The organism is Paraburkholderia sp. C35, assembly GCF_003121405.1.
Taxonomy (GTDB): domain Bacteria; phylum Pseudomonadota; class Gammaproteobacteria; order Burkholderiales; family Burkholderiaceae; genus Paraburkholderia.
This window is the reverse complement of record NZ_QBUY01000005.1, coordinates 1-24,866: the sequence shown is the minus strand read 5'-3', so window position 1 is coordinate 24,866 and position 24,866 is coordinate 1. Positions and strand designations below refer to the sequence as shown.

The window sequence follows — 24,866 nt, the reverse complement described above, 5'->3', positions numbered from 1 at the left end:
AGCGCCACTCCTACTGTTTCGGCCAGATATCGCCGAGGGTGTAGCCCTCAGGAAACGGATCGTCGTGATCCAGCACAATGGTCTGGATGCCATGAATCCAGCTGGTGCCCGCGAGCGTGGGCACCACGGCTGTCTGGTCGCCGATCCGTGTGGTCTCCTCCAGGCGGCCGGTATAGACAGTACCGAGGATGCCCTGATGCCGGAAATCCTGGTGCAGCGGCAGTTCGCCTTTCGCGTGCAACACGGCCATCTTCGCGCAAGTGCCGGTGCCGCAGGGGCAGCGGTCGATCGCGCCCGTCCAGGTGGCCGGATCGTCCCACGACAGCGGTCCGGTGGGCATCGTGACCGCGTTCTTCCAGTCGGCACGCGGATCGTCGGTGGGACCCGAAAGCTGGGAAATCGTGATGCCGACGCCCGGATAATCGGGGTGCGCAACAGGCAACTGCTCGATAGCGGCCTGCCGGATCATCGCTGAACCGCGCGCGATCTCCTTGCCGTGTTCGGGCTTGAGCTCAAGCCCCGGAAATTGACGCACGTCGGCAATCGCGTAGAACATGCCGCCCCACCCGACGTCCACCCGCACCTTGCCGAGATGCGGCACGTCGATCAAAGCATCAAGATGCGCGGCGAAAGCTGGGACATTTTTGAACTTGACGCTCTTGACCTTACCGCCCTCGCACTGCGCGGTGATGCGGATCAGCCCGGCCGGCGCTTCAAGCGTGAGCTCGGTCACGGGTTCCTGCATCGGCAACATGCCCATTTCGAGCAGCACGGTGGCCACGGAGATCGTGTTGCCGCCCGACATCATCGGATATTCGACCTGCTCCAGGATGATGTAGCCCGCATCCGCTTCCGGATGACAGGGCGGCACGACGATGTTGCAACAGTGGGCCGGATAGCCCCGCGGCTCGCGCAGCAGCAGCTTGCGCAGTCCGTCGTCATTGGCTTCCAGCCATTTCATCTTGGCCTGGACGGTGTCGCCGGGAATATGCGGGATACCGCCCGTCACGACGCGCATGGGAATACCCGAGTGGGTCTCCACGGCATGGATGCTTCTCTTGAAACCCATCTGCTGAAATCCTCTTCGGTGCCGCCGCCCCTGTGCGACTTAAAGAGGAATTTATGCCGGTTTTGCCATTAAATTAAGCAACGTTTTTTCCGGCGTTGCTTCAACTTTTGGTTGACGATGGCAACGCAAGCTCCCGTCTGATCCACTCGCAGAACCGCTTGCAGACGCTGGTTTCGATCTTGTCCTTCCGCACGGACAGGTAATGGCCGCGGTTCTTCATGACGGTCTCGTGAGGCAGCGGACGCACCAGGTCGCCACTCTCCACCAGGTGTCTGACGAGATGATGCCAGCCGAGCGCCACGCCCTGGTGCGCGAGCGCCAGCTGCACGATCGCCGGATAGTCGTTGGTGATGAACAGCTGGCGCGGGATATCGGCGCACCAGTTCGTATCCACGTCATGCAGCGCCAGCCAGACCTTCCAGTCGATATGCTCGGAGATCTGCGAGCGGCCATAGGCGCTGAGATCCAGCAGCGACATGCCGAGCAGTTCCTCGGCAGTCTCGATCGGACCGTGCCTCTGCAAATAATGCGGCGTGCAGACCGGATAGACCACGTCGTCGAACAGATGCTCGCTGTCGTATCCGTCGCGCAGGCTGGCCAGCTTGGCGATGTACACGTCCGGCCGTACGCCCGCCTCCATCGCGACGAAATTCTGTGTGGCCAGCACGGTGAGTTCGATATCGGGAGCGTCCTGCAGGAATTCAGGTAATCGCCTGTGTAGCCACAACGCCGAAAACGCCGGCGAACAGCACAAAGTCAGCGTCTGCCTCGCGGGCATGCGCTTGCGCAGGCGCTCGGCGGCCTGATGAATATTGATCAGCGAAAGCTGGGCGGCATCCTTGAACATCTCGCCATCGGGCGTCAGCGCGACGGCCCGGCCCGAGCGGACAAACAGTGCTGTGCCGAGGTAGTCCTCCAGTTCCAGCACCTGCTTGCTGACAGCCGCCGGCGTCACGCTCAGTGCGCTGGCCGCCTTGGTGAAACTGCCGAATTTCGCAGCGGCGAGAAATGATTTGATGGCCCGCAGCGACAGTGCGCCGACCAGGGTTTCGCTAAGTTCGAACTGAGACGCCATGACGATGTCGACCGGGCTAAGGGGAGCGAGATAGAGCCTGAACCAGGAAGCTGTCCGAGATCACGTGGATGACACAGCCACTCTGAACTATCCGGACAGGCAATGTTTCAGACCACCGTCAATGCACAGGAGCCGCGCCAAATCAGGACATTTGCTGACTGCTTTTACGTGTAAAGCAACCTCTTGCATGGTGATGATACGCGAGCGGTGAAGGCCTGGTCTTGACCGTTCTCGACCGACTCCACTGTTGCCTGACGATGATCGGCCTGCGACGTAACCAGCTAACTTGAGCGGAAAGTTTTATCAGTTCTTGCGGCCGCCCTGCATATGTCATGGAGCAGACTCAGATCCGTAGCACTCAATGCATTTTTCATCTGGTCTATCGGCGACTGCCTCAGTGTCCACTAATGAAAAAAAGTGAGTGCACGCCGCTATATATGATCCGATCACTGATGGATGACTTCCATCCGCTTCGTACAGGTCAATGTCAGGTCGAAGTCTGCGAAACTGATCCCACGCCAGACCGACCGGGATTACGCTGGCGCCGGTCGCGCTGGCCAAGCCCTGAAATGCCGTAACGATATTTGCATGCGACGCCGGGTCATTTTTCCGGGCCCAGGTCATGTACAAATACGGTTTCGCACCAGAGCTGAGAATCTCGTCGACGAATCTTCGCGCGTACTCTTGCATGCTTTTCAATGCACGGATCGGTCGAGTGCTTTGGTCCTGCAATACGACAGCATCCCATTTCCGGTCAGCCAGACGCTTTTGGACTTCGCCTCGGTTCCAATGCGCGGCAAGCGACGCTCCGCCGAACGCGAATACCTCTACTGTCACCTGCATACCGGGAATGCTTGCCTCAAGGAGACTGGCAAGCGTCGTCGGCATATCGTTTCGCGTTGTATAACTGTTGCCGACAAAGAGGACTCGGAACTCGCTGCTCATCGTAGTGACGGGATAGAACGACCTGTTTGCCAATCGATGCGATGACCGCAACGACATACCCATGCTGCTTCGTTTCGCATGTTACCGCGATTGAACGGCCTGTTTGTCTCGTGATCTTCGGTTATAGGCCGTACGCCCAGTCGCTTCGAGTCAACAGTTCAACGATTACGACACCGGTATCGTCGCGCGCCGTCATCGCAAACTGCGCTTCATCGCGAATCGCCACGCCATCGCGTGCGGACAGGCAGACGTGTCCCACGTCGAGCCGCCCTTGATCCGCGACCAGATACGCAGAACCCGGCATCGGCAACGTGTATTGCATCCGCGTGCCTTCGCGCAGCGTCGCAACACGCACGCGCGCATCGGCATTGATGGGCAGTGCGCCCGCGGCCACATCGTCCGGATCGCCGCTCGCCAGCGTGATAAAGCGGCCTTCGCGCAGTTCACGAGAACAGACGCGCGTCGCCCAGCGCGGCGTGCCGCCCGGCGTGCGTGGGCGCAACCAGATCTGGAACAGCCGCGCGGGCGAGTTTTCTTCGTTGCGCTCGGCGTGATGGATCGCGGTGCCCGCACTCATCGCCTGAACGGAATCGGCGACGAGCCGCGCGCGATTGCCTGCGTCGTCTTCGTGCGTGATCGCGCCTGAGCGCACCCACGTGACGATCTCGACGTCGCGATGCGCATGCAGCCCGAAACCCGAATGCGGCGCGAATTCATCGTCGTTCCACACGTGAAGCGGGCCGAGCGGCGCATGCCCGGCGTGCCCGGTCTCGCCAACGCGGAAATGCAGCCGCGCGTCGAGCCAGTCGCGCCGGATTGCGCCGAGCGAAAGAAAAGGACGATGTTCGATCATGATGACACTCCGTTCGGGCGCGCCTCGCGCGGATACGATCATCAATGACCGCATCCACGCGCCAGGCCGCACTCAGATCTGCTGTTGTCCACCATCGACGAACAGTTCGATGCCGTTCACGAAGCTCGCATCGTCCGAGGCGAGGAACAGCGCCGCGCTCGCGATTTCTTCGGGTTCGCCCAGACGTCCCATCGGGATCTGCGCGGCCAGATAATCGGCCAGACCCTGACGCTGGGCTGCATCGTCACCGGCCAGATCGAGCAGACCAGGCGTGCGGGTCGCGCCGGGGCTGATCGTGTTCACGCGGACCTGGCGGTCCTTCAGGTCGAGAATCCAGTTGCGTGCGAATGAACGCACCGCTGCCTTCGACGCCGAGTACACGCTGAAAGCCGCCGTGCCCGCGCTGCCTGCCGTCGAACCCGTGAGAATCACCGACGCGCCCTTGGCCAGCAGCGGCAGCGCCTTTTGCACCGTGAACAGCACGCCCTTCACATTGCGATTGAAGGTGTCGTCGAAGTGCTCTTCCGTGATGCTGCCGAACGGCAGCATCGAACCACCGCCGGCGTTTGCGAACAGCACGTCCAGACGTCCCTGTTCTTCCTTGATCTGCGCATACAGCGCGTCGAGTTCGCCGAGCTTCGTGGAGTCGACGCGTACACCTGTCGCCTTGCCGCCCGCTTCGTGGATGCTCTTCACGGCGGCGTCGAGTTCGGCCTGACGGCGGCCCGTGAGGTAAACGTGCGCGCCTTCCGCTGCGAAGCGCTGCGCGGTGGCGAGGCCGATGCCGCTGGTTGCGCCGGTGACGAGTGCGATCTTGTTGTCGTGCTTGCGTGCCATGGTATTGCTCCTTTCGTTTCGTTCAGTGGATGTTGGCGTTCGGTGTTTCGTGCTGCGATGTGAGGAGAATATCGACGGCGCGATCTATTCGAAATAGAATTGATTGCAAACCAACATTGCAAATATGCAACAATGAGGACGAATGGCGAAGCTGCCTGATTTCGAAGGACTTGCGATGTTCGCGAAGGTCGCCGAGGAAGGATCGTTCGCGGCTGCGGCCCGCACGATGGGCGTCTCAGTGGCGACGGTGTCGCGCGGCGTGGCCCGCCTGGAAGATCGGCTGGGCGCACGGCTTTTCAACCGGACGTCGCGGCAGCTGTCGCTCACCGAGTTTGGCCGCACGATCTGCGAGAAAGCCAGCGAGCTCTACCGGCAGGCCGAGGAAGCGGAGAGTGCGGCGCGCGAGATGTCGGTGCAGCCGCGCGGCATGGTGCGCCTCGCCGTGCCGATGTCGTTTGGGCTGCGCTGGGTTGCGCCGCTGCTGCCGGGCTTCTTTCGCGCCTATCCCGAGGTGTCGATCGACCTGCATCTGTCGGATGCGCCGGTTGATCTGGTCGCCGATGGTTTCGATGCGGCGTTACGCATTGCCGCGTTGCCCGATTCGTCGCTGGTGGCGCGGCGGCTGTGTGCCGTGACGCAATTCGTGGTGGCCTCGCCGGACTATCTGCGGCGCGAAGGCCGGCCCGCGCAGCCACGCGAACTGGCAGATCGGCCGTGTCTCTCGTATGCGTATCGCGCGCGTAGCGATGTGTGGCGTTTCACGATCGACGCGGGCGAGGAAGAACCCGTGATGCCGAGTGGTCCGGTGCGCGGGACGAATTCCGATGCGCTGTTGCCCACGCTGCTCGATGGCCTGGCGATCGCCGAACTGCCCGAATTTATCGCCGGCGAGTATCTGGCCGATGGGCGTCTCGAAGCGCTTCTGACCGACTGGTCGCTGACGAAAGGCGGTCTCTACTTCGTGACGCCGTCAGCGCGTGCGCGCCCCGCGAAGGTGGCCGCGCTGTCCGATTACTTCGCCGATCATCTCTCCGATCCCACGTGGCGGTGGCCGAAGTAACGCGCGCAGCCGTCGATCAGAATGGCCCACTAAAACTCGCGATCGCGAACCCGTTCAACCCGCGTTCGCCTGTTCGACGTAGGTTGTGATCGCATCGATCAGCGCTCGCACCCTCGCCGGCCGCACCCTCGAACCTGGCGTGATGAGATTGACCGTCAGCGGTTCAGGCCGGCAATGCGGCAATACTTCGACGAGCGTGCCGTCCGCGAATCGCGGGCGCGCGAAAAATGCCGGCACCTGCGCCAATCCGGCGCCGAGCGCCGCGGCTTCCGCTAACGATTCACCATGGCTGATCGACATGCGCGCGTCAGGTGTAAAGACGACCTTGCTGCCGTTCTCGATGAACTCGAATGGTCGCTCGCGCCCCGTCGTCGGCATGCGGAACGCGATCAGCGAGTGCTGCGCCAGATCCTTCACGGCGCCGATGGGCGCTCGACGCGCGAGATAGCGCGGGCTTGCGCACAGCACGAGCGGCTGCTGGTCGATCTGACGCGCGATCAGTGTCGAATCGTCGAGTTCGCCGAAGCGGACCACGGCATCCAGTCCATCGTCCAGCAGGTTGACGCGCTCATCCGACAACCGCAGATCGATATCGAGCGACGGATAGCGCTCCCGCAACTGCGTCATCGCGGGCAGCACGACACGTCCGCCGTATCCGATGGGCGCTCCGCTCCGCAGCACGCCAGCCGGCTCGTCGTCGCCTCCGCCCGATCCGCGATCGAGCGCCTCGATCTCCTGCAGCCGCCGCGCGGCCTTTTCGTAGAGACGCCGCCCCTCTTCCGTGAGCGTCACCGAGCGAGTGGTCCGATGGAACAGTCGCGCGCCTGACTCGTTCTCGAGCCGCGCCACGCTCTTGGCCACTGACGACGGCGCAAGTCCCAACTCTCGCGCCGCCTGCGCGAAGCTGCCGTGTCGCGCGACAGCCGAAAAGTTGACGAACTGGGTGAGATTCTTCATCGCGTGATTCCCGACAAACTGTCATCAAAGAGACGGCATGGCTGCCGGCAAATTTTCAACCCACGTCGCGTACAGTCGAACCATCAAGCGAACGCTTGAGCCTTTTGAACTATCTGGAGAATCCGCTGTGTTCGTCCTGAATGACAAGCCCGTCGAATATGACTTCGGCGGCTCGCGGACTCGTCTGCTCGTCTCCGGCGATCAGACGGGTAACGCGTATTGCATGCTCGAACTGTTCTCACCCGCTGGACGCGCATCACCGATGCATCGGCATCAGCATGAAGACGAAACGCTGCACATGCTCGACGGTGAACTCGAAGTGATCGTCGACGGCGCACCGCAATGCTTGCGTCCTGGTAGCATGCTCGTCTTGCCGCGCGGCACCGAGCATCAGATCATCAATCGTACCGGACAGACCGCACACTACCTCGTAATCTGCACGCCTGCCGGCTTTGAACGCTTCGTCGATACTTGCGCCGATGCGCAGACCGGTCCCGTCGAAGCACGTATTCCAACCGACGCAGACAAGGTACGCATGCGCGATGCCGCAACGCAATTCGGCATCACGTTGCTTCCGCCGCGCACGGCGTCTTAAGCCGTCAGTCTGACCCGACATCAGCGTATCGATACCACCCTCGCTATACTGACCGCGATCAACTTCCTGGGAAGTGAAAAAAGAATGAAGATCGACTATCGAGCCTGTGCCGACCTCGTTCGCACCATCACACTGCAAATCGCGTCTACGCAACCTTCGGGCGCTCAGGACGCGTCTATTGCGCAACTGATCGGGCAGGTGACCCGCATCAGTGCAGAAGCGACGCAGCAATTGCGGCACGCATTGCATGAAAAGTACCCGGAGATCGGTTGGAACGACGAGGAGGATCGACCCGATCACGCTGATAGTTCCTACTGGCTCTACGATCCCATCGACGGCGCTTACCACTATCTGCAGGGCTTGCCGTTGTGGTCTGCATCGCTTTCCCTCGTGCATCGTGGCGAGACTGTTTTCTCAGTCGTATTCGATCCTGCGATGGATGAACTGTTCGTCGCGGTTCGCGGCGAAGGTTCAACGCTCAATGGCCGCAGCCTCCACGTTTCGCCGAAGGCGGAATTGCAGGCCGCTGTCGTTGGTACAGCCGTCGCGCCGCGCATACAGATCGGTCCACCAGCCCAGGAAGCGGCGATCGCGCTGTTTGGATCGGTGGCGAGAGAAGTGTTCGTCGTTCGTCCAATGGCCGCAACCTCGTTGCAACTGGCCTATGTCGCTGCAGGGCGACTCGACGCCTATTTCGAAACTGGCGACGATGCCGCCGACTGGCTTGCCGGTGCATTGCTGATCCGCGAGGCCGGCGGCACAGTATCGGATCTACGCAATGAAGCATTCGGCTGGTCCGGCGACGGCGTATTGGCGACGAACAGCAAGTTGCATTCAGCACTCGTTGCGATTGTCGGACGTGCTGGTGCGGAAACCAATCAGCTTTAAGTTTAAATCAGTGGTTCCGACGACACGCAACAGATTCATGCACAGCGGCGCGGAACACACTACCGTGTGCGACGGGGCCGCTTCGATCGTGATTCAAACTGCGCGAGCTCTTTGTGAGCGAGCACGTAGTCACTGCAATCCTGCAACCGGGCGATTGCAAGATCGAGAAACGCTCTGACTCGCCTGGGCATGGCGCTTCGGCTTCCATAGTAGAGATGCAAGCCCGTGTGCGCGCTGACATGCTGCAGAAGAACTGGCACCAGTCGCCCTGCCCGGATATGGGACGCCGCCAGAAAATTGGCGAGTTGACCGATGGCCTGTCCCGCGAGCACAGCCTGCGCTTCCAGATCCGTATCATTCGTCGCAAACGCAGGCGGCATCTGCCGATGTTCAAGCTTGCCGTCCACAGTCAGATACCAGGGCGAAACCTTGCCGGTCACCGGATGCCGAAACACGCTGCAGCGATGCGTCGCGAGATCGTCGAGTGTCGATGGCGTCCCATACGCCTTGAGATAGCCGGGTGTTGCACACACGATCATCTGGATCGGAAATAACTGGCGGCCGATCACGCCTTCGCTGGCCGACGCGCCGAACCGGAAGCCCACATCGACACGATCCAGCACCCAATTGCCGATAGCGTCATCGAGCTGCACGTCAGGCTGAATGCCAGGATGCGCGCGACAGAATTCGTCGAGCAGCGGCATGAGGATCGCACCGAACGAGGATTTCGGCCCAACGATGCGCAGCGGACCTGCGATCTCGTCCTTCGACTCCTGCGCCAGTATCAACGCCCTGTCGAGTGCTGCCAGAGCAGGTAGCGAGTTTTCCAGCAAGCGCTGCCCTTCCTCAGTCGGGGAAAGGCCGCGTGTCGTCCGGTTCAACAGTCGAACCCCGAGACGCTGCTCCAGTTGCGCGATGGTCTGACTGGCCGCCTGAGGCGTGACGCCCTGGGCGAGCGCCGCCTGCCGGATGCTGCCGAGTTCCACAGCCTTCGCGAACGTCGCGATGGCCTTGAAGTCGTTGATAGGCATGGTGCATGTCTACTGTGGGAGCACGAGCATAACGGTCGCGCGAGGTAGTCAGTATCAACCTTAAATTGATACTGATGCAACCCAGCACCTACTATTCACTTGAAACCGAATCTCCTAGAGTGGCAGCTATTGGATGTGACCTGAAGCGAGCTCAACCCCATGAAGCACAAAGTCCTGGTTCCACGCGCGACCTTTCCAGACGTCGTCGAACGGCTCAAGTCGCACTTCGACATCGAATACAACGAGGGCGACGTTCCATTTGGACCCGATGAGTTGCGACGCCGGATGGCTGACAAAACGGGTGCGTTATTGCTAGGCACCGATCGCATCGATCAGGCTCTGATCAACAGTGCGCCACATTTGCGGGCGGTGAGCAATGCATCGGTTGGTTACGACAACTTCGATCTTCCTGCCATGACGCGCGCATCCATCATCGCGACGAATGCGCCAGATCTGTCGAACGAAAGCGTCGCCGATCTCGCATGGGGTCTGCTGATCGCCGCTTCGCGACGCATGATCGAGAGTGACCAGTTGGTGCGCTCCGGCGCGTGGCGCGGTTTCGCGTATGACCTGATGCTTGGCATGGACCTGCACCGATCGACGTTGGGGATCGTCGGTATGGGACGCATCGGTCAGGCGATTGCGCGTCGCGCAGCAGGCTTCGACATGAACGTGCGGTACTACAACCGGACGCGGCTCGCGCCCGCAGTGGAGAAACAAACCCGGGCGAGTCATGTGCCGCTCGACACGCTACTCGGCGAAGCGGATCACGTCATCCTGGCGCTGCCGTACAGCGCGCAGGCGCACCATCTGATCGGCGCCCCGCAGCTCGCCCGGATGAAACGCTCGGCTACGCTCGTCAATATCGCACGCGGTGGCATCATCGACGACGCCGCACTGGCACAGGCACTTGTTGCGGGCACAATCGCTGCCGCTGGACTCGATGTCTTCGAAAACGAGCCGGCGGTGCATCCGGAACTGCATCGCGCCCCAAACCTCGTGATGACGCCGCACACTGGCAGCGCGACAATCGCAACGCGTCGCGCGAACGCCAACCACGCTGTCGATAACCTGCTTGCGGCGCTCGATATCGGCCCACGTGCGGGTCGACCGCCGAGCATCCTGAATCCCGAGGTGCTGGATAGGCGTGCATCGCATCAATCTGGCTTTCGAATTTTTTTGTAGCCGGAAAGCGGGCCGTGCAGAGTGCCGACCGAAATTGCGTTTGAGTCTGCAGAGTCAGTCTATGGCGGCTTCTCGATGGAATGGCTCCGCGAGAATGATCGCTGCGAGGCAAAACGGACTTTACCCAAGCCGTTGTTTCATACCCATTTCCTGGTAAAGCGAGCCCGCGTCTGCTGCATTCTGCCTGGCCAATGATTCGTTTCCGGTCATCTCTTCCAGTCGAGATAGCCCATACAGGCACTGCGCCTGCAACGGACGCATTCCAAGCTCGTGGGCAACTATCAACGCCGAGCGATAGTGATTGCGAGCTTCCTCGATGCTCGTAGAGCTAGCGCTGGCACCAGAGGCCAGATCGCCCAACAGGTGGCATGCCCAACCTTCATTGCCTCGTTCGCCGCAGGCCCGAGCCACATCAACTGCGTCGTGTGCGTGAGTAAAGGCTTCGTCGCCTCGACCCGCGAGTTGGCACACTCGGCCGAAACTCGAAAACGCCAGGGATTGGCCGAACTTCAAGTTACTGGCCGCCGCGTGACGAATCGCTTCGTCCAAAAGAGAGAGGGCCTCATTTGCCCGACCGAGCGACGCATACGCAGTTCCAAGACTCGACGCTATCCGGGAAACATAGATTGGAAACTCAGCGCCCTTGCACATAGCCAGTGCCGGCTCAAGGGCCTCGACAGCAAGTTCTAGATTCCCTCGAATGAGGTGCATCCGGCCGACACCGAGACCGGCAAAAATCATTTCCTCAGGCGCATTCATCCCTCGGGCCATGTCGGTCGCCTCCTGTCCAAAGACAGTGGCCTCGTCAAATCGGCCGAGTTCGGCAAGACTCAGCACCAACCAGATACGAGCGGTCACAGGCGTGAATTGCAGATAGGTCTCATCGGGGCCGTGCCGACGCGCATGGAGGATTGTTAGCACCTGTCGCGCATGTTCCACCGCGCGCTCATAGTCTCCGCGCCCATACTGGGACCTTGCGAGCATCATGGTCACACGAGCCTTCGCATCAAGGTCACCTTGCCGCTCTGCCAGCGCGAGCGCGCGTTCGCCCGCCTCAACGGCACCTGCGAGATCGCCTAACGAGCCGAGACTATATGTCAACCTCGATAAGACGCGTGATAGCCGTACCTCATCACCCAACTCTTCGGCAAGTCGCTTCGCCTTCTCGAGATTCGCGCGGTCACGTTCCAGTTCTCCCAACGGATAAAGCGAGTGATGAAGATCCCATCGGACGTCGATGATTTCGCAAGATGTGTTGACCGAAGACGGCAGAACCGCATAGGCAGTCAGAGCTTTCTCGAACAAGACCGACGCCTCGCGATGCGCGGCGCGTTTTGCAGCATTGTGACCCGCGCGTCGCCACAGGCGGGCTGCCTTCTCCGTTAAACCGGCCTGGGCACAGTGTTCAGCCAGGATTTCCGGCTGTTGCTCCGCTACGTCGGAAAAATGATCTTCGAGCTCGATAGCAATGCGCGCGTGCAATTGCTGCCGCCGTTCCCGTAACAGCGAACTGTAAGCGGCGTCTTGCACTAGCGCATGCTTGAAGGTGTATTCCGCATCGGGTGGCGTCCCGTGCTGGAAAACGAGCTCCGCACCGACGAGATGATCCAGTGCGTCGTCGAGGCGCTCCGTGGGCATCGACGCGACCGCACTGATGAGCTCATAAGAAAATCGACGGCCGATTACAGCGGCGATTTGCACTACATCCCGTGCAGCCGAAGCCAGCCGATCGAGACGCGCCATCAGCGATGCGTGCAGCGTCATCGGGATCGCCCGCGGTGGCAGAGGACCGTCGAGGACGTAGCACCCGTTTTGCTCACGAAGTACGCTGCTCTCCAGCACGGTCTTGGTCAGCTCTTCGACAAACAGCGGTATGCCATCTGTTCGCTCGATGATCCGGTCAGCGATCTCTTTCGGCAGTGCCTTGCCACCGGTGATTCGCCCGATCATTTCCGCGCGCTGCCGAGGCTGCAGACGATTCAGCGTGAGAAGCATCACCTCTGGGCGACCAACCCACGCCGGGATGAAGTGAGGCCGAAACGTGACGATCAACAGGACAGGCAGAGTGGCAATACGATCGACCAGCCGGTCCAACGCTTCGAGTGAACTGGGATCGGCCCCATGCGCGTCTTCGAACAGAATCAGCAGCGGCTGGCGCGTTGCCAGACCGTCGATCTGCGCACGGATTGCGTCCAGCGTCTTTTCTTTTTGCTTCTGCGGCGTGAGATTGAGGTTAGGGTATCGATCTTGCGTCGAGATCGATAGCAATGCCGCCATCAGCGCTGCGGCCTCGCCCAGATTGTCGATGGCCAATGCAAGCACTTTCTCCAGTTTGTCGAGACGTTGTTCGGCGGTATCGTCACGCCGCAAGTTAGCCGCCCGCTCGAGCTGGGCGATGAAGGGATAGAAGGCGCTCTCTTCATGGCGACGCGAGCAGAAGTACCGCAAGCGCTCATGTGGCTCGAACTGGAGCCGCTCTTCGAGAGCAGTGGTCAGCCGCGATTTCCCGATACCTGGCTCGCCGGAAAGCAGCACAACCTGCCCTTCGCCGTTCTTGACGCGCTGCCATCGGTGGAGCAGCAGCCCGAATTCTTCGTCGCGCCCGACAATTGGCGTCAACGTGCTCGCGTGCAACGCTTCGAAGCGGCTTTCGACCTCGCTAGGGCCGAGCACTTGCCAGACCCGCACGGGTTCGTCAAAACCCTTGGCGGTGGCAAAGCCCATGTCACGGTAGTCAAACAGCCCGGCCGTCAGCCGCTGCGTGCTGGCAGAAATCACCACGGTTCCTGGCTCAGCCAGGGTCTGTAGCCGTGCAGCGAGATTAGGTGTGTCGCCGACAACGCCATGCTCCAAGGCCGCGCCTTCGCCGACGAGATCACCCACTACCACGACACCCGTAGCGACCCCGATCCGCACGCGCAAGCTCTCGTGCAACCCGGAATCGGGTTTGCCGATCGGGCGCACAAGCGTCAGACCCGCGCGCACCGCCCGTTCCGCGTCGTCCTCGTGCGCCTGCGGGTAACCAAAGTAGGCCAGTACGCCATCGCCCAGATACTTTGCGATGAAGCCGCCCGCCGTGGTAATGATGTCGGCGCAACCGCGGTAATAAGCGCTGATGATCTGCCGTAAATCCTCTGGATCGAGCCGCGTAGACAGCGCAGTCGAACCGACCAGATCGCAAAACATGACGGTGATCTGACGGCGGTCTGCATCATCACGAGGCACAGGCGACGCGCCAACCGGAGATAGTGCGAGAGCGCCGTCGCCACGTTCGGCGATGGCGCGCAGCATCTTGCGGCGATGCCCGAGCAGGACGCCGAGATCCTTCAGATCCTGATCGGTGAGATCGCGAAGGACCGACCGATCGATACCGTTTTCGACAAAGAGCTGTGCATACTCAGACAAGCCGAGTGATGCCAGCCACTCTGCAATGCTTTCCACCGCTGCTCTCCGGAAGGCGGCTGCCTCATGCAATGGTAGGAGAGATAGCTGATCTGTGCTGGCCGGCATCATGGTTAGCATCGTGAGCGAAATACCGCTCGCGATGCGATTTACGCTTGCTGGTCGAGCAAGCCGAGCCGCAGGAAACTCTCCGCACTCGCGATGATGGCTTCTTCGCTTGAACGCGGCTTCCAGCCTAGCAGGCGGATAGCTTTTGCACTCGTTGCATTCATGTCGATGCCGAGCAAAGGCGCGATCGACTTCATACCGGGATGCTTGCGGACCTGCTCGTCCGGCAAGACGTTGGTCGGTACCTTGCCCGCTACCGCGCCGAGCCTGTCTCGCAGTATCCTCGCGACATCGATCATCCGCAGGCTCGCGTCAGCTGTCGCGAGAAACCGCTCGCCGTTAGCGGCGGGATCGGTCATTGCCAACAGATGCAGATCGGCGACGTCGCGGACATCGACGAAACACGAGTTAATGTTTACGCATCCCGGCTGCCCATCCAGCAGGCTTTTGATGATGCGCGTGGAATGCGAGAAATCCGCGCCTAGCACTGGGCCGAGCACTGCCACGGGGTTCACCGCCGACAGCTCCAGCCTGTGGCCCTCACGCTTGATAAAGTCCCACGCGGCCCGCTCCGACAGCGTTTTCGATTTCTGATACGGCGCGACATTGCCCGTCAGATCGCTCCAGTCCGTTTCATCGAAAGGACGCCGGTATTCGGGCGGATGTCCCATGCCGATCGCCCCGAACGCGGACGTCAGTACCACCCGACGCACACCCGCATCGCGCGCGGCACGCAGCACACGCAGGTTGCCTTCGACTGCGGGTCGAACCCAGTCGTCTTCGTTGACCTGTTCACCCGATGGCGTGGGCGATGCGCCGTGCAATACGTACACGCAGCCCGACATCGCGTCATGCCAGCGGGCGTCGTCGGACAGATCGGCCTCGACGAACGAAAGGCGATCGTCCGCGACATTTCCGCCGACCCGCAACTGCGCGCGCACCTCTTTTTCCCGCGCAAGCGAGCGAACCGTCGTCCGCACGCGATAGCCGCGCTCAAGCAGCGCCAGAATGCAATGCTGCGCAATGAAGCCAGTGCCGCCGGTCACCAAAACCAATTCGCCGTTCATGAAATCGATCTTTCCTTGTGTTGAAGTTCGATCAGATTAACGGCACGCGGGCGTACGCAGAATGCTTGAAAGTGCGACTTAGTTGCGCAATAGTACGAAAATGAACGCTGATCCCTTGTCCGACATTCTTAGGCTGACCAGCGCCCAGTCCCTCGTGACGGGCGGCTTTTCCGCGAGCGGCCCGTGGGCCATCCGCTTTCCAGCGCCCACCAGGATCAAGTTTTTTGCCATTGTGCGCGGCCATTGCTGGGTCAACATTGAGGGCGAAGCCGAACCCATCCGCTTCGCCGAGGGCGATGTCGGGCTGATGACCATGCCGCGACCGTTCGTCGTGTCGAGCGAACCAGATCTTGTTCCCGTCGATGCGATGAGCCTCTTCTCGGGCGCCGGAAAGTCGCCCGTACGAATCGGCGACGGCCAGGACTTCGCGTATATCGGCGGACATGTTCTGCTGGATGCCGCGAGCGGCCAGTTGCTGGCGAATGTCCTTCCGCCGTGGATCAGAATCGATGCGTCGCGCGCACAAGCCACCACGTTCCGGTGGCTGCTCGCCGAACTCGTTGCAGAACGCACCGATACCCAACCCGGCGCGCAGCTAGCGACCGCACATCTGGCGCAGTTGCTGTTCATCCAGATTCTGCGCGCGCACATGGAGTCCGACGCGGTGCTGTCCGCTGGCTGGTTCCGCGCGATGAGCGACCCGCGCCTCGCGCCGGCGCTGAGCTTGATGCACGGTGAACCCGCGCGCAACTGGCGCCTTGAAGAGCTGGCCGACGCGTGCGCGATGTCACGCACCACCTTCGCAGTGCGCTTCAAAACCACGGCCGGCTTGCCCGCTCTGACCTATCTCGCAGAATGGCGCATGCGTCTCGCGGAGCGCGCGTTACGGGATGGCGCGACGCCAGTTGCAGTCATTGCAGAATCAATTGGCTATGCGTCAGAAAGTGCGTTCAGTAACGCTTTCAAGCGAGCAACCGGACACTCGCCGAGGGAATATCGCAACGCGGCGCGATCATCCGGTGAGCACGTTGAGATTCTGGAGTCCGAGCATGAATCGCCATGATCGTGCTCAGTGCAAATCCAGGCGCAAGCCGCTCAGGCCACGCCCAGATGCTGACACAACAGCGAGCGCAGCGCCGCGCTCGCCACAACCCGATACTTCTGCCACGATTGTTTTCAGATCGTGTACCTGATAAAGAAACGCCTAGGTCTTCCGTACATCTCCCGACATCGATGGCAACAAACCGCCCATGTCCGACGGGTAATCTGCCGCTGCAAGTGCGCGTGCCTTCGCTTCAAAATACTTCCGCGACCATCGCAGGCGCTCACCATCAGATGGCAGGCCGACCACAACGGCCGTCGTTTCGAGGCTGATTGGCACACCACGGGTCGACCAGTTGCCCTCGGGTACCTCAGTGATGACCGTCAGGAGAGGAACATCAGATGCGGCGTGACCAGTGGCTTCCGAGATGGCAGAGGCGACCCACGAATGCACTTCGTTTTTGTGCGTGCGGTTCATATATCCTTCTGGAATCGTGACATCGACCAGGAACGTGGGGCCAATCTCCGCACCGACGTTCGACTGCCCTCCGATCCAGAAGTCGTCCCGCGCGGATTCGTCGAAACGCACCCAGGCAAAATCGCGACCGCCGGGCGTGTTGGCACCCCCTTCCATCTGAATCAGAACCTCTGTCAACCGATTGGCCAACACCGCTTTACTGGCAGCGTCGAGGCTTCCCACCGCGTAGCGTACATTCATAACAGGCATCGTTCTCTCCTACAGTTTTAAAGGCTTCAACAGAATCCGCTCCTCAGAGGTAAGCGGCGTATTCCTGCTTCCGTGCTTCGACCCGAGCTTCTTCGTTGATCAGCACGGTCTCCACAAAAAACACATCGCTGGTGTCCGCGACGACACATTCGAAGTTCTCGACGCCACTAATACCCAAACTGTCCTTCGGTCCAAGCGTCACGTCTCCACACCGTACCTGGCCTTCTTTCACGAACACATACGTGCCATGGTCGACACTGCGCGGCGTGTACGTGTACGTGCCGTCGCGATCCGTGACGAGACGTGAAACGCGTACATCCTGAGGGACTGGCAAGGCGTCGTCGCTATCGCCGATCAGTTGCACGATGCGGTTGCGGCGTCGGCGGAAGTCGAAGTGAGCCCGGTGATAAGTCGTCGGCAGGTAAAGCTTGTTCGGCATCAACCAGAGATAAATGGCATGCATGTCTTCCTCACCGATGCTCAGTTCGGAATGCTTGCCGCCTGAGCCGGCGGAAAAGACGTAATAGTCGCCTTGACGAAGCTGGTCGACCACGCCACGTCCGGCGGTGTTGATGTGGGTCAGTTCGCCTTCAAGCACGAAGGCGCAAATGACGAAGTTATGGTGAGGATGCATGTTGTAGCCGCAGCCTTCCCCGTGGAAAATTTCATCGCCGAATACGCGGATTGCACCAAAGCCGGGGCGCCCGCTCTGAAAATCATGAAAATTAAAGCTCGACTCGCGGCTGACGTAGTTCGGCTTACGCCCGGATACATACGCAGCATTCCGACCCTCTGAACGGTCGATGGCATGGTTGCGCTCGTTGGCGCGAATGACGAATTGCTGTGCCATTTCTTGGGTTCCTTTAACTGGTAGTCAGGCGTTCTGCGCCAGATGAGGCGCGCCTTGGGCGTAGCCGATTTCGACCATTTCGAACTTGCTCTTTGGGGTCCCGCAGTCGGGACAGCACCAGTCGTCGGGAAGGTCGGCCCAGCGGGTTCCGGGCGGAACGCCGTGCTCAGGCAAGCCGAGCGCCTCGTCATATGAGAAGCCGCAGCCGAGGCAGAAGAAGCGTTTAAGCGGGGTGTCCATCTACTGATCTCCAGTGTCTGCGTAGCGCCAGATTGGTTGAGTAGCGCGCTACTACAGGTTGGAGATTAGGGAGCGAGACTTAGCGTGGAATTAAGGCATTGCATGTCGACCGGCTGGAGACGGCTGACATTGCATGACGTGGGATTCTGCACGTGGACTCCGCGCGCCCAGGGTTTAGATCGCGCGTACGGATCATCGGATCTTTTAGAGGCGTGTCGACAGCGTCCTGACTCGATGCTGTCAGTCGGCTAATGCGAGTTCTGCGGCAAGGCAGTCAGTCAGCAACCTGCATGACTGGACGCGCCAGACGGACCGGCCTGGATCATTCACGAGCAATTAGATGCTCGCCACGAACATCGTACGTTTTATCATCATGAATCATCCGCTCGATTCAAAGGCGATACTACCCTCACCTATCCGCAGCATTCGGACTGTTAATCCAGATAGGCAACCATACCTTTCCGAGTCTAATTTTTATCGCACGATTGCAGCGAGAATTCCGGGGTATAGGCAGGATCATGGCGTTCGATCGATCTCTTCTCAATATCGAGTACGTCCACACCGAGGCGTGTGGTGATCGCCACGAATTTCCCGTCCATACTGAAATCTGCGGAATAGATTCCCGCTCCGTACGCTTGCTTCACCACTACCTTCTTGTCATTTCCCAGCTTGTACAGTGTCAGGTAGTTTGCTTGCGGGGAATTCGCACTCGCCTTAAACGGCATTCCATACAAAACCAGATATATATCATCGTGACTAAACTTTCCTCCATCAACACGATGGCCAATTTTCACGGTCTCGGAGTCGCCACTCTTCCCTTCGATTGTCAGAACGCCGAGCCGGGAAACGCTTGCCTGGTATGAACCGTCACATGAGACCATTGCGTCTTTAGCATGCGCAATCCCACATGCAAAGAATAGCGCCCAAATCGACTTCTTTAACATTTCACTCACCCAATTTCTTGAACCTTCCGACTATAACCTCTCGAAGCGGACAGACGTATATGTCCTCGTCATCCATATAGGCTCCTCAACAGTTACCGAGGCCGCGGTCGATGAGGCTACTTAGCCAGTAGCGATGTACTTTCACGAAGTCTTCGCGATTCTGTTGTGCAAGCGTCGCACCCGCCGCGACACCAAACTGGGCCTCGAGCAAGGGCTGCGCCCCGCGAGCGATCAGTCTCGGCTTATGCTTCGGTTTGGCCGGGGCATGGGTGTCGTCCGCCACAATTGTGCGAGCCAGAGAAGGTGCGCTATCACCGGTCTTCTGAAATACAGGATCTCATCAGTTCCGAATCCGCGCGCTTCCGCTTGCAATTGCTCAACCCTCCCTACACACCCTCATCGAACGGATGCATAAGCCACTAGCTCAACGAGCATTTCCTCCCGTGCAAGTCCCGCCACCACGAACGACGCGCGATTCGGAAAAGGCTTGTCGAAATTAGCGAGCCAAGCTGTATTCACAATCGGCAGCCATGCACGATCGGTGACGTAGATCAGCACCTGCGCTACGTCCTGTGCGGATGACCCTGCGGCAGCGAGTGTCTGAAAGAGATTGGCAAAAACCTGCTTTACCTGAGCCTCGATGCCACCGCCGACAACCGCGCCATCGGCTCCAACTGGAATCTGCGCTGTGTACAGCATGCCGTTGGCCGCCACGGCCCATTCGAATAGCGATTTTTCGCTTTGCGGCAGTCCTGTCCGGATCGGCACAACCGACCTCTCCGTATTCGTGTCGCGCTCAAAAGCCATCGTCCTGCCCTCCTGCGCCGTGTGCACGCGAGGCCGCCGTCGCTTCCACGAGTACCCGGTTTTTCCATTCGCCAAGACGCGCAAGCTGCGCGTCGTCTAGTTCGACGCCACGCCAGAGCGTTTCGTAATAACGCGCTTCGAACTCAGCCGGGCTGACCTCATCACGGAGATCTTTGACGATATCGAAAGCAGGCGGCAAGGCATCGTTCGTGCGGCAGCACACCACGATATCTGTCCCGTCCGGCTTTCCACCAGCGACACAACCGAGATATGACGGAAACGCATCATGTCCCGTGGTGGTCGCGAAGTGCTGACAACCTGCCTCATGCCACGAGAGGTCGAAGCGGCGTCCACGCGCGCTCATCATCCTGAGCCCATGAAGCGCGAGGCGCGGTGCGAGGGCCTGCTCGACACGTACGATGCCGACACCGTCACGGCTCGCCTGTGCCCACGCCAGTTCAAATGCGAGCAGGCAGCCTACCAGCCCCCGTGCCCGTTCGAACTCGGGGTTTCTATCCAGTCCGCCTTGCACGGCATAACGCTCGCCGGGCGCAGCGCCGAGCAGCCCGTTCAATGCCTCCACGCCCTCGAACCCGACTGCCTGAAGCCAGACTGCCGCGTCCGCCGCATCCTCGTAGTCGCCCTGCTGCCAGCCGCTCCCTTCGAGCGCCGCCCGGCACAGTGCGGCCAGTTCGTTCATCGCCATCTTCATGTTTGTCAGTTCCCTGTTTCGTTCCCATTCGGGACACACGGAAAAATCCAGTCGTCGATCATGTCGGGCGCCAGATCGTCGAGCATCGGCGCTCCCTGGAACAGCGTCACGCGTACCCACAGGTTCGACTTGGGATCGAACTTGCTGGCGCCGAACATCGCGAGCTTGGCGCGCATGAGATCGATGGGCAGCGTGTCCCGCGCGAGCAGGTTTTCGCGAATTTCGCCATACGCATTGCCCGCAAGGGTCTGCACCCGACGCACGATTGCGCGATGCTGCGGATATGCGCAAACAAACGCGGCGACACTTGCATCGCTGTCTTCGTAAGACCTCAGCGAATCGTGAAGACGGCACACCTGACGCGCGATATCGAGCGGCATCTCGAGTTCGGCTCCGGGCTCTTCCGCTCGCACGCCCAGACGCGGCTCCTCTTTCTCTGCGGATCGATACCAGAAGAAATGGTCGTCATCGCGATGTGCAGCGGGACCTGTGAGCGCCCATCGATAGTCGCGTTCAACCAGCTCGCGCAGGTCGCCAACGTCCATGTCGGAATCGAGGCTGAGCGATTCGTCGACAGGCCCGCCACAGTCGATCGAATCGACGAGATCCGGATACAGTTCCAGCAGCACTGAAACCAGCACCTCCTGCGTCGCACTCGACACATCTTTTTCCGTGTGTGCCAGCAGCGTGCGCCACGGATAAGCGGCACACGTCGCAGCTTCGCGCTGCAACGCCTGTTCGATGCGAGGCACCTCACCCAGAATCTGCCTGTTCCGAGCCGCTTCGCGCGGATGATCGGTGTGCACCTGGGCGATGTGGCGCGCGGCACGTGCGAGCAGATTGCCTGCGCGCCCGAACGTAGCCGCGTCGGCGTGCTCGACGTTCAGCACACGTGCAAGGGCCGTCTCGCGTCCGCGCATCCACTGATCGAGCAGCACAGGGTGACGCACCAGAAACGGCGCCATGCCCAGGCCCGTAGCGTTGCCAACGCCGAGGTAGCGTCGATAGCTGCGTGCCAGCTTCACTGCCGTGCGTGGATTGCGCCGCGTGGCGATATGTTCTGCGAGGCGCACGCTGAAATCGCGCAGCAAGAACACGGCGCACATCTGCGCCGAAAAACCCGAGCGGAACGCCTGACTGTCCATGAGCCTCGGATAGTCGGCGATACCGAACTTGCCGTTGCCATACACCGCTGTAGTGCGGATCAGGTAACCGACGCGCTCGAAGATCGCGGGGTCCGGCTGCTTGCCGTCCGCGAGGCAGTTCACGACATAGTCGAAGTTGCGCACGCTCTTGTTCGCGCGGCACAGCACGACATCGTTGGCGCCCAACCGGCCTGCTTCCTGCAATGGCACGTTCGCACGCAACTGCTCGAGGTCGGCAGCCTGCGGCACACCGCAGACGAGCGCCGAGGTAATGTCCCACTTTTGCGCAATCACGCGATCCGTACGATCGGCGGCATCGAGATGCTGCGAAAAGATCACCTGGCTGTAGCGCTCGCCGTATGCCTCGATCGAATAGACGCAAAAGCCGTAGCCGTTATCGTCGAGTTCCATCTGCGCGATGCGGATGCGCCAGCTATCGCGGGCCATCCGTCTCACGAGTGAGCGCACGAAGCTGAGCCGCGTCCCATGCATCGCGCCGAGATATTCCGTACGATTCGTGCGATCGGCGCTGCGCAGCGTGAGGCGAGTGTCGCGCGCCTCTGTCTGCGTTTGGTCCTTCACATTGTTGAGCATGACTTCGGCATCCATCATTGCACTCCCTGTTCGGCGGCCATCGTGCGCGCAATCCGCACTGCGTCCCACAGCGAGGGCAAAATCAGAATCGAAACGGGCACAGCCGTAATGACGATGAATGACTGCAACGCACTGACGCCGCCAGAGCCCATCGTGATCAGCACGGCACCGACCAGTCCCATGCCGACAGCCCAGAAGATCTTGAGCCAATGTTTCGGCTCACCGCGATCACCCGTGATAGCCATCGCGATCGTGTAGGCCATCGAGCCCGCATTCGTCACGACCGAGAAAAAGCTGAGGAACAGGAACAGCGCCGAAATCAGATTGCGCAGCGGCATTGCCTGCGCGACGCCGAGCAGCAGTGCCTCCGGCAAGGTGCCATGCGCGATGACCTTGCCCGGCGACGCCAGTTCGATGCCGATGCCCGCACCGCCCACCAGCGTGAACCACAACATCGTGATGATGGGCGCGGCAATCGACAGCAACACAACCAGCTCGCGGATCGTGCGTCCACGCGAGACCTTCGCGACGTAGATCGCCATGATCGGCGCGTAGCCGATGAACCAACCCCAATAGAAGAGCGTCCATGCATTGAGCCACTTGCTGTCGTCGCGATACATGGCCGTCTGCACGAAGTCGACCAGATGTGTCGCGAAGGCCTGGAAGAACACGCTCGTCAGAAAGCCGGTCGGACCGCACACGTAAAGATACGCAGCCAGACCCAGCATCAGCCACACATGGATCTTGCAAACGAAACGCAAGCCTTCCAGCCCTGCAATGCAAGCCGTCGTGAAGATCGCGGTCACAGCGAGAATGACGAGCGCCTGCGTGACGATCGTGTCGGGCATGTGCCAGACCGAATGCAACACGTAGGCAATCTGCAGCCCAAGAAATCCGATCGGTCCAATCGTGCCGGCGGCGACCGCGATGATCGAGGTCGCATCCGCGATTGCGGCAATGGGACCTTTCAGCGCACGCTGGCCGAACAGCGGATACAGCAGCGTACGCGGCGCGAGCGGCAGGCCTTTGTCGAAATGCAGATGCATCAGCACGATGGCGAGCAGGCTGCCGAGCACAGCCCACGCAAGAAAACCCCAGTGCAGAAACCATTGCGCAAGCGCAGCGACACCCGCCGCTTCCGTGCGCGGCGCCGCGCCGAAAAACGGCGGCGGGCTGGTGAAGTGCATCAGCGGTTCGGCGGCGGCCCAGACTGCACCGCCACCCGCGAGCAGCGCGCACATGATGACGACGACCCAGTTGAACGTCGAGTTCGACGGCACCTGGTTGCGCCCGCCTAGCCGCACACGCCCCAGCTTCGAAAACGCGCTCCCGAGACTGATCACGAACGTTGCCAGCATCAGCACCTGCCAGTAGAGGCCGAAGCCACGCGTCGCCCAGCCGAACACGGTATCGACCAGCGTCGACAACCACGACAGGTTGACAAGCGCCGCCACCAGAAACAGCACGAAAAAGCCGCCGCTGATGAGAAAGATGGACCAGTCGATGCGTCCCTTGTGTGTGGCCGGCTGCTCTCGCGTCGCGGCGAGATCCGGCGTGGTCTGTATTTCCATGTCTCCTCCAGGGATGAATATAGTCTTGTGCGCGCGCGGCCACTAGCGGCCGTGGTCGCTGTCTCGCAGAATGCGCATCCAGTTGCCGCCCATGATCTTTGCGACTTCGGCGTCGGCGAATCCGGCGTGGCTGAGTGCTGCCGTGAGATTCGGGAAGTCCGCGTTCGAGCCGAACCAGCTGACAGGCTCGGGCCAGGCCGCGTTCGCGGCGCTGCCTTCGCCGTAGTCGGTTTCTTTGCTCCAGCGTCCGTTGCGCATCCACTCGAGCACGGCATACGGTTGCGCCTGACACAGGTCACTGCCGATGCCGACATGATCGATACCGATCAGATCCACGGCGCGCGCCACCATGTCGGTGAAATCGCCCGATGTGCAGCGGCTGCCGTTCTTCAGATGAAACGGGTAAAGACTGAAACCGATCAGGCCGCCGCTTTCAGCAAGCGCACGCAACACGTCATCCGACTTGTTGCGCTTCGCTGCATGAAAGAACGATGGATTCGCATGACTGATCACGATGGGCCGGGTGGAGAGCGCGATCGCTTCGAGCGTCGATTGCTCGGCGCTGTGCGACATATCGACGATCATGCCGACGCGATTCATCTCCGCGATCACCGCGCGACCAAAGCGTGTGATACCGCTATCGGTTGACTCGTAGCAGCCCGTGGCAAGCAGGCTCTGATTGTTGTACGTCAACTGCATCGTGCGCACGCCGAGGTCGCGAAACACTTCGACCAGACCGATGTCGTCCTCGATCGGCGAGCAATTCTGCAGGCCGAACAGGATCGCGACTTTACCCACGCGTTTCGCTTCGAGGACATCGTCCATCGTGCGGGCGCGCATGATCAGATCCGGGTATCGCTCGAAACGCGCGTTCCATTCGGCGAGGCGCGACAGTGTTTCGCGGGCATTCTCCCAGTACACAATCGTCGCGTTGACGGCCGTGACGCCACCTGCGCGCATTTCCTCGAAAATCTGGCGATTCCAGTTCGAATACTGCGTGCCGTCGATCAACACCAGTGAATCATGCAAACTCATGACATTCCCCGCTTCGTTCAGGCGCGTGTATAGGAGGTTTTCAGCGTCGTGTAGAACGAGGCTGCGGTCCGACACTGTCTCATATACACATATCCGAGCCCACGAGACGGCCTCCCCGCGAGGAAGCC

General features: G+C 60.5%; 23 protein-coding genes. 5 read left to right on the top strand and 18 right to left on the bottom strand.

What is annotated here, in order from left to right; all coding sequences use genetic code 11:
• Positions 1-10 precede the first annotated feature (10 nt).
• From DK391_RS04645 to DK391_RS04625, 5 genes are all read right to left on the bottom strand, one after another.
• Positions 11-1,069 carry a proline racemase family protein gene (locus tag DK391_RS04645; RefSeq protein WP_109476824.1) on the bottom strand — a complete coding sequence of 353 codons (1,059 nt, stop codon included), beginning with the start codon at positions 1,067-1,069 and terminating at the stop codon, positions 11-13.
• A gap of 100 nt (positions 1,070-1,169) precedes the next feature.
• The gene (locus DK391_RS04640; protein WP_109476823.1) at positions 1,170-2,144 is read right to left on the bottom strand and encodes a LysR substrate-binding domain-containing protein; all 975 of its coding nucleotides are present in this window, start codon (positions 2,142-2,144) and stop codon (positions 1,170-1,172) included.
• Between the two features lie 330 nt (positions 2,145-2,474).
• The gene (locus DK391_RS04635; RefSeq protein ID WP_162600671.1) at positions 2,475-3,089 is read right to left on the bottom strand and encodes a hypothetical protein; all 615 of its coding nucleotides are present in this window, start codon (positions 3,087-3,089) and stop codon (positions 2,475-2,477) included.
• 121 nt (positions 3,090-3,210) lie between these two features.
• On the bottom strand, positions 3,211-3,942 hold the full coding sequence (locus tag DK391_RS04630; RefSeq protein ID WP_109476821.1) for a pirin family protein: 732 nt from the start codon (positions 3,940-3,942) through the stop codon (positions 3,211-3,213).
• A gap of 72 nt (positions 3,943-4,014) precedes the next feature.
• A complete protein-coding gene (locus tag DK391_RS04625; RefSeq protein WP_109476820.1) occupies positions 4,015-4,779 on the bottom strand; it encodes an SDR family oxidoreductase in 765 nt (254 codons plus the stop codon).
• A gap of 142 nt (positions 4,780-4,921) precedes the next feature.
• Here DK391_RS04625 and DK391_RS04620 point away from each other — a divergent pair, with 142 nt between their 5' ends.
• Positions 4,922-5,839 carry a LysR family transcriptional regulator gene (locus tag DK391_RS04620; RefSeq protein ID WP_109476819.1) on the top strand — a complete coding sequence of 306 codons (918 nt, stop codon included), beginning with the start codon at positions 4,922-4,924 and terminating at the stop codon, positions 5,837-5,839.
• A gap of 54 nt (positions 5,840-5,893) precedes the next feature.
• On the opposite strand, the gene DK391_RS04615 is transcribed toward DK391_RS04620, so the two are convergent.
• Positions 5,894-6,796, bottom strand: coding sequence for a LysR family transcriptional regulator (locus DK391_RS04615; RefSeq protein ID WP_109476818.1), 903 nt, complete (start codon positions 6,794-6,796; stop codon positions 5,894-5,896).
• 127 nt (positions 6,797-6,923) lie between these two features.
• Here DK391_RS04615 and DK391_RS04610 point away from each other — a divergent pair, with 127 nt between their 5' ends.
• Positions 6,924-7,391 carry a cupin domain-containing protein gene (locus DK391_RS04610; protein ID WP_162600670.1) on the top strand — a complete coding sequence of 156 codons (468 nt, stop codon included), beginning with the start codon at positions 6,924-6,926 and terminating at the stop codon, positions 7,389-7,391.
• Positions 7,392-7,475: 84 nt separating this feature from the next.
• Positions 7,476-8,279, top strand: coding sequence for an inositol monophosphatase (locus DK391_RS04605; RefSeq protein ID WP_109476816.1), 804 nt, complete (start codon positions 7,476-7,478; stop codon positions 8,277-8,279).
• Positions 8,280-8,338: 59 nt separating this feature from the next.
• On the opposite strand, the gene DK391_RS04600 is transcribed toward DK391_RS04605, so the two are convergent.
• Positions 8,339-9,310, bottom strand: a complete 972-nt coding sequence (locus DK391_RS04600) for a LysR family transcriptional regulator (RefSeq protein WP_109476815.1) — start codon at positions 9,308-9,310, stop codon at positions 8,339-8,341.
• Positions 9,311-9,469: 159 nt separating this feature from the next.
• Here DK391_RS04600 and DK391_RS04595 point away from each other — a divergent pair, with 159 nt between their 5' ends.
• A complete protein-coding gene (locus tag DK391_RS04595; RefSeq protein ID WP_109476814.1) occupies positions 9,470-10,495 on the top strand; it encodes a D-glycerate dehydrogenase in 1,026 nt (341 codons plus the stop codon).
• A gap of 120 nt (positions 10,496-10,615) precedes the next feature.
• On the opposite strand, the gene DK391_RS04590 is transcribed toward DK391_RS04595, so the two are convergent.
• Both DK391_RS04590 and DK391_RS04585 read right to left on the bottom strand, forming a co-directional pair.
• A complete protein-coding gene (locus DK391_RS04590) occupies positions 10,616-13,936 on the bottom strand; it encodes an adenylate/guanylate cyclase domain-containing protein (protein ID WP_109476973.1) in 3,321 nt (1,106 codons plus the stop codon).
• 110 nt (positions 13,937-14,046) lie between these two features.
• Positions 14,047-15,072, bottom strand: coding sequence for an aldehyde reductase (locus DK391_RS04585; RefSeq protein ID WP_109476813.1), 1,026 nt, complete (start codon positions 15,070-15,072; stop codon positions 14,047-14,049).
• A gap of 115 nt (positions 15,073-15,187) precedes the next feature.
• Here DK391_RS04585 and DK391_RS04580 point away from each other — a divergent pair, with 115 nt between their 5' ends.
• Positions 15,188-16,135, top strand: coding sequence for an AraC family transcriptional regulator (locus DK391_RS04580; protein ID WP_343225257.1), 948 nt, complete (start codon positions 15,188-15,190; stop codon positions 16,133-16,135).
• Positions 16,136-16,276: 141 nt separating this feature from the next.
• On the opposite strand, the gene DK391_RS04575 is transcribed toward DK391_RS04580, so the two are convergent.
• The 9 genes from DK391_RS04575 to DK391_RS04530 form a co-directional block, all read right to left on the bottom strand.
• Positions 16,277-16,840: a 4-oxalocrotonate tautomerase gene (locus DK391_RS04575; protein ID WP_109476811.1), complete on the bottom strand. Its 564-nt coding sequence runs from the start codon at positions 16,838-16,840 to the stop codon at positions 16,277-16,279.
• Positions 16,841-16,883: 43 nt separating this feature from the next.
• Positions 16,884-17,690 carry a pirin family protein gene (locus DK391_RS04570; protein ID WP_109476810.1) on the bottom strand — a complete coding sequence of 269 codons (807 nt, stop codon included), beginning with the start codon at positions 17,688-17,690 and terminating at the stop codon, positions 16,884-16,886.
• Positions 17,691-17,714: 24 nt separating this feature from the next.
• Positions 17,715-17,930, bottom strand: coding sequence for a rubredoxin (locus tag DK391_RS04565; RefSeq protein ID WP_109476809.1), 216 nt, complete (start codon positions 17,928-17,930; stop codon positions 17,715-17,717).
• Positions 17,931-18,397: 467 nt separating this feature from the next.
• Entirely contained in the window at positions 18,398-18,874 is a 477-nt protein-coding gene (locus DK391_RS04560; RefSeq protein ID WP_109476808.1) for a hypothetical protein, read from the bottom strand.
• Between the two features lie 396 nt (positions 18,875-19,270).
• Entirely contained in the window at positions 19,271-19,681 is a 411-nt protein-coding gene (locus tag DK391_RS04550) for a RidA family protein (RefSeq protein ID WP_109476806.1), read from the bottom strand.
• Positions 19,671-20,381 (bottom strand): DUF3726 domain-containing protein, encoded by a 711-nt coding sequence (locus tag DK391_RS04545; protein WP_162600669.1) that lies wholly within the window; start codon positions 20,379-20,381, stop codon positions 19,671-19,673. The genes DK391_RS04550 and DK391_RS04545 overlap by 11 nt, the downstream gene beginning before the upstream one ends.
• A gap of 17 nt (positions 20,382-20,398) precedes the next feature.
• Positions 20,399-22,150 (bottom strand): hypothetical protein, encoded by a 1,752-nt coding sequence (locus DK391_RS04540; RefSeq protein WP_204117285.1) that lies wholly within the window; start codon positions 22,148-22,150, stop codon positions 20,399-20,401.
• Positions 22,147-23,703, bottom strand: a complete 1,557-nt coding sequence (locus DK391_RS04535) for a BCCT family transporter (RefSeq protein WP_109476804.1) — start codon at positions 23,701-23,703, stop codon at positions 22,147-22,149. The genes DK391_RS04540 and DK391_RS04535 overlap by 4 nt, the downstream gene beginning before the upstream one ends.
• 42 nt (positions 23,704-23,745) lie before the next feature.
• On the bottom strand, positions 23,746-24,738 hold the full coding sequence (locus DK391_RS04530; protein ID WP_239482698.1) for a dipeptidase: 993 nt from the start codon (positions 24,736-24,738) through the stop codon (positions 23,746-23,748).
• Positions 24,739-24,866 lie beyond the last annotated feature (128 nt).

Bases quoted from the DNA above. Each gene is read 5' to 3' on its own strand.
- DK391_RS04540 (WP_204117285.1), bottom strand. From the start codon at position 22,150: ATGATGGATGCCGAAGTCATGCTCAACAATGTGAAGGACCAAACGCAG.
- DK391_RS04550 (WP_109476806.1), bottom strand. From the start codon at position 19,681: ATGGCTTTTGAGCGCGACACGAATACGGAGAGGTCGGTTGTGCCGATC.
- DK391_RS04575 (WP_109476811.1), bottom strand. From the start codon at position 16,840: ATGCCTGTTATGAATGTACGCTACGCGGTGGGAAGCCTCGACGCTGCC.
- DK391_RS04585 (WP_109476813.1), bottom strand. From the start codon at position 15,072: ATGAACGGCGAATTGGTTTTGGTGACCGGCGGCACTGGCTTCATTGCG.
- DK391_RS04570 (WP_109476810.1), bottom strand. From the start codon at position 17,690: ATGGCACAGCAATTCGTCATTCGCGCCAACGAGCGCAACCATGCCATC.
- DK391_RS04640 (WP_109476823.1), bottom strand. From the start codon at position 2,144: ATGGCGTCTCAGTTCGAACTTAGCGAAACCCTGGTCGGCGCACTGTCG.
- DK391_RS04565 (WP_109476809.1), bottom strand. From the start codon at position 17,930: ATGGACACCCCGCTTAAACGCTTCTTCTGCCTCGGCTGCGGCTTCTCA.
- DK391_RS04530 (WP_239482698.1), bottom strand. From the start codon at position 24,738: ATGAGTTTGCATGATTCACTGGTGTTGATCGACGGCACGCAGTATTCG.
- DK391_RS04595 (WP_109476814.1), top strand. From the start codon at position 9,470: ATGAAGCACAAAGTCCTGGTTCCACGCGCGACCTTTCCAGACGTCGTC.
- DK391_RS04635 (WP_162600671.1), bottom strand. From the start codon at position 3,089: ATGAGCAGCGAGTTCCGAGTCCTCTTTGTCGGCAACAGTTATACAACG.
- DK391_RS04615 (WP_109476818.1), bottom strand. From the start codon at position 6,796: ATGAAGAATCTCACCCAGTTCGTCAACTTTTCGGCTGTCGCGCGACAC.
- DK391_RS04625 (WP_109476820.1), bottom strand. From the start codon at position 4,779: ATGGCACGCAAGCACGACAACAAGATCGCACTCGTCACCGGCGCAACC.
- DK391_RS04630 (WP_109476821.1), bottom strand. From the start codon at position 3,942: ATGATCGAACATCGTCCTTTTCTTTCGCTCGGCGCAATCCGGCGCGAC.
- DK391_RS04645 (WP_109476824.1), bottom strand. From the start codon at position 1,069: ATGGGTTTCAAGAGAAGCATCCATGCCGTGGAGACCCACTCGGGTATT.
- DK391_RS04545 (WP_162600669.1), bottom strand. From the start codon at position 20,381: ATGAACGAACTGGCCGCACTGTGCCGGGCGGCGCTCGAAGGGAGCGGC.
- DK391_RS04605 (WP_109476816.1), top strand. From the start codon at position 7,476: ATGAAGATCGACTATCGAGCCTGTGCCGACCTCGTTCGCACCATCACA.
- DK391_RS04620 (WP_109476819.1), top strand. From the start codon at position 4,922: ATGGCGAAGCTGCCTGATTTCGAAGGACTTGCGATGTTCGCGAAGGTC.
- DK391_RS04535 (WP_109476804.1), bottom strand. From the start codon at position 23,703: ATGGAAATACAGACCACGCCGGATCTCGCCGCGACGCGAGAGCAGCCG.
- DK391_RS04600 (WP_109476815.1), bottom strand. From the start codon at position 9,310: ATGCCTATCAACGACTTCAAGGCCATCGCGACGTTCGCGAAGGCTGTG.
- DK391_RS04560 (WP_109476808.1), bottom strand. From the start codon at position 18,874: ATGTTAAAGAAGTCGATTTGGGCGCTATTCTTTGCATGTGGGATTGCG.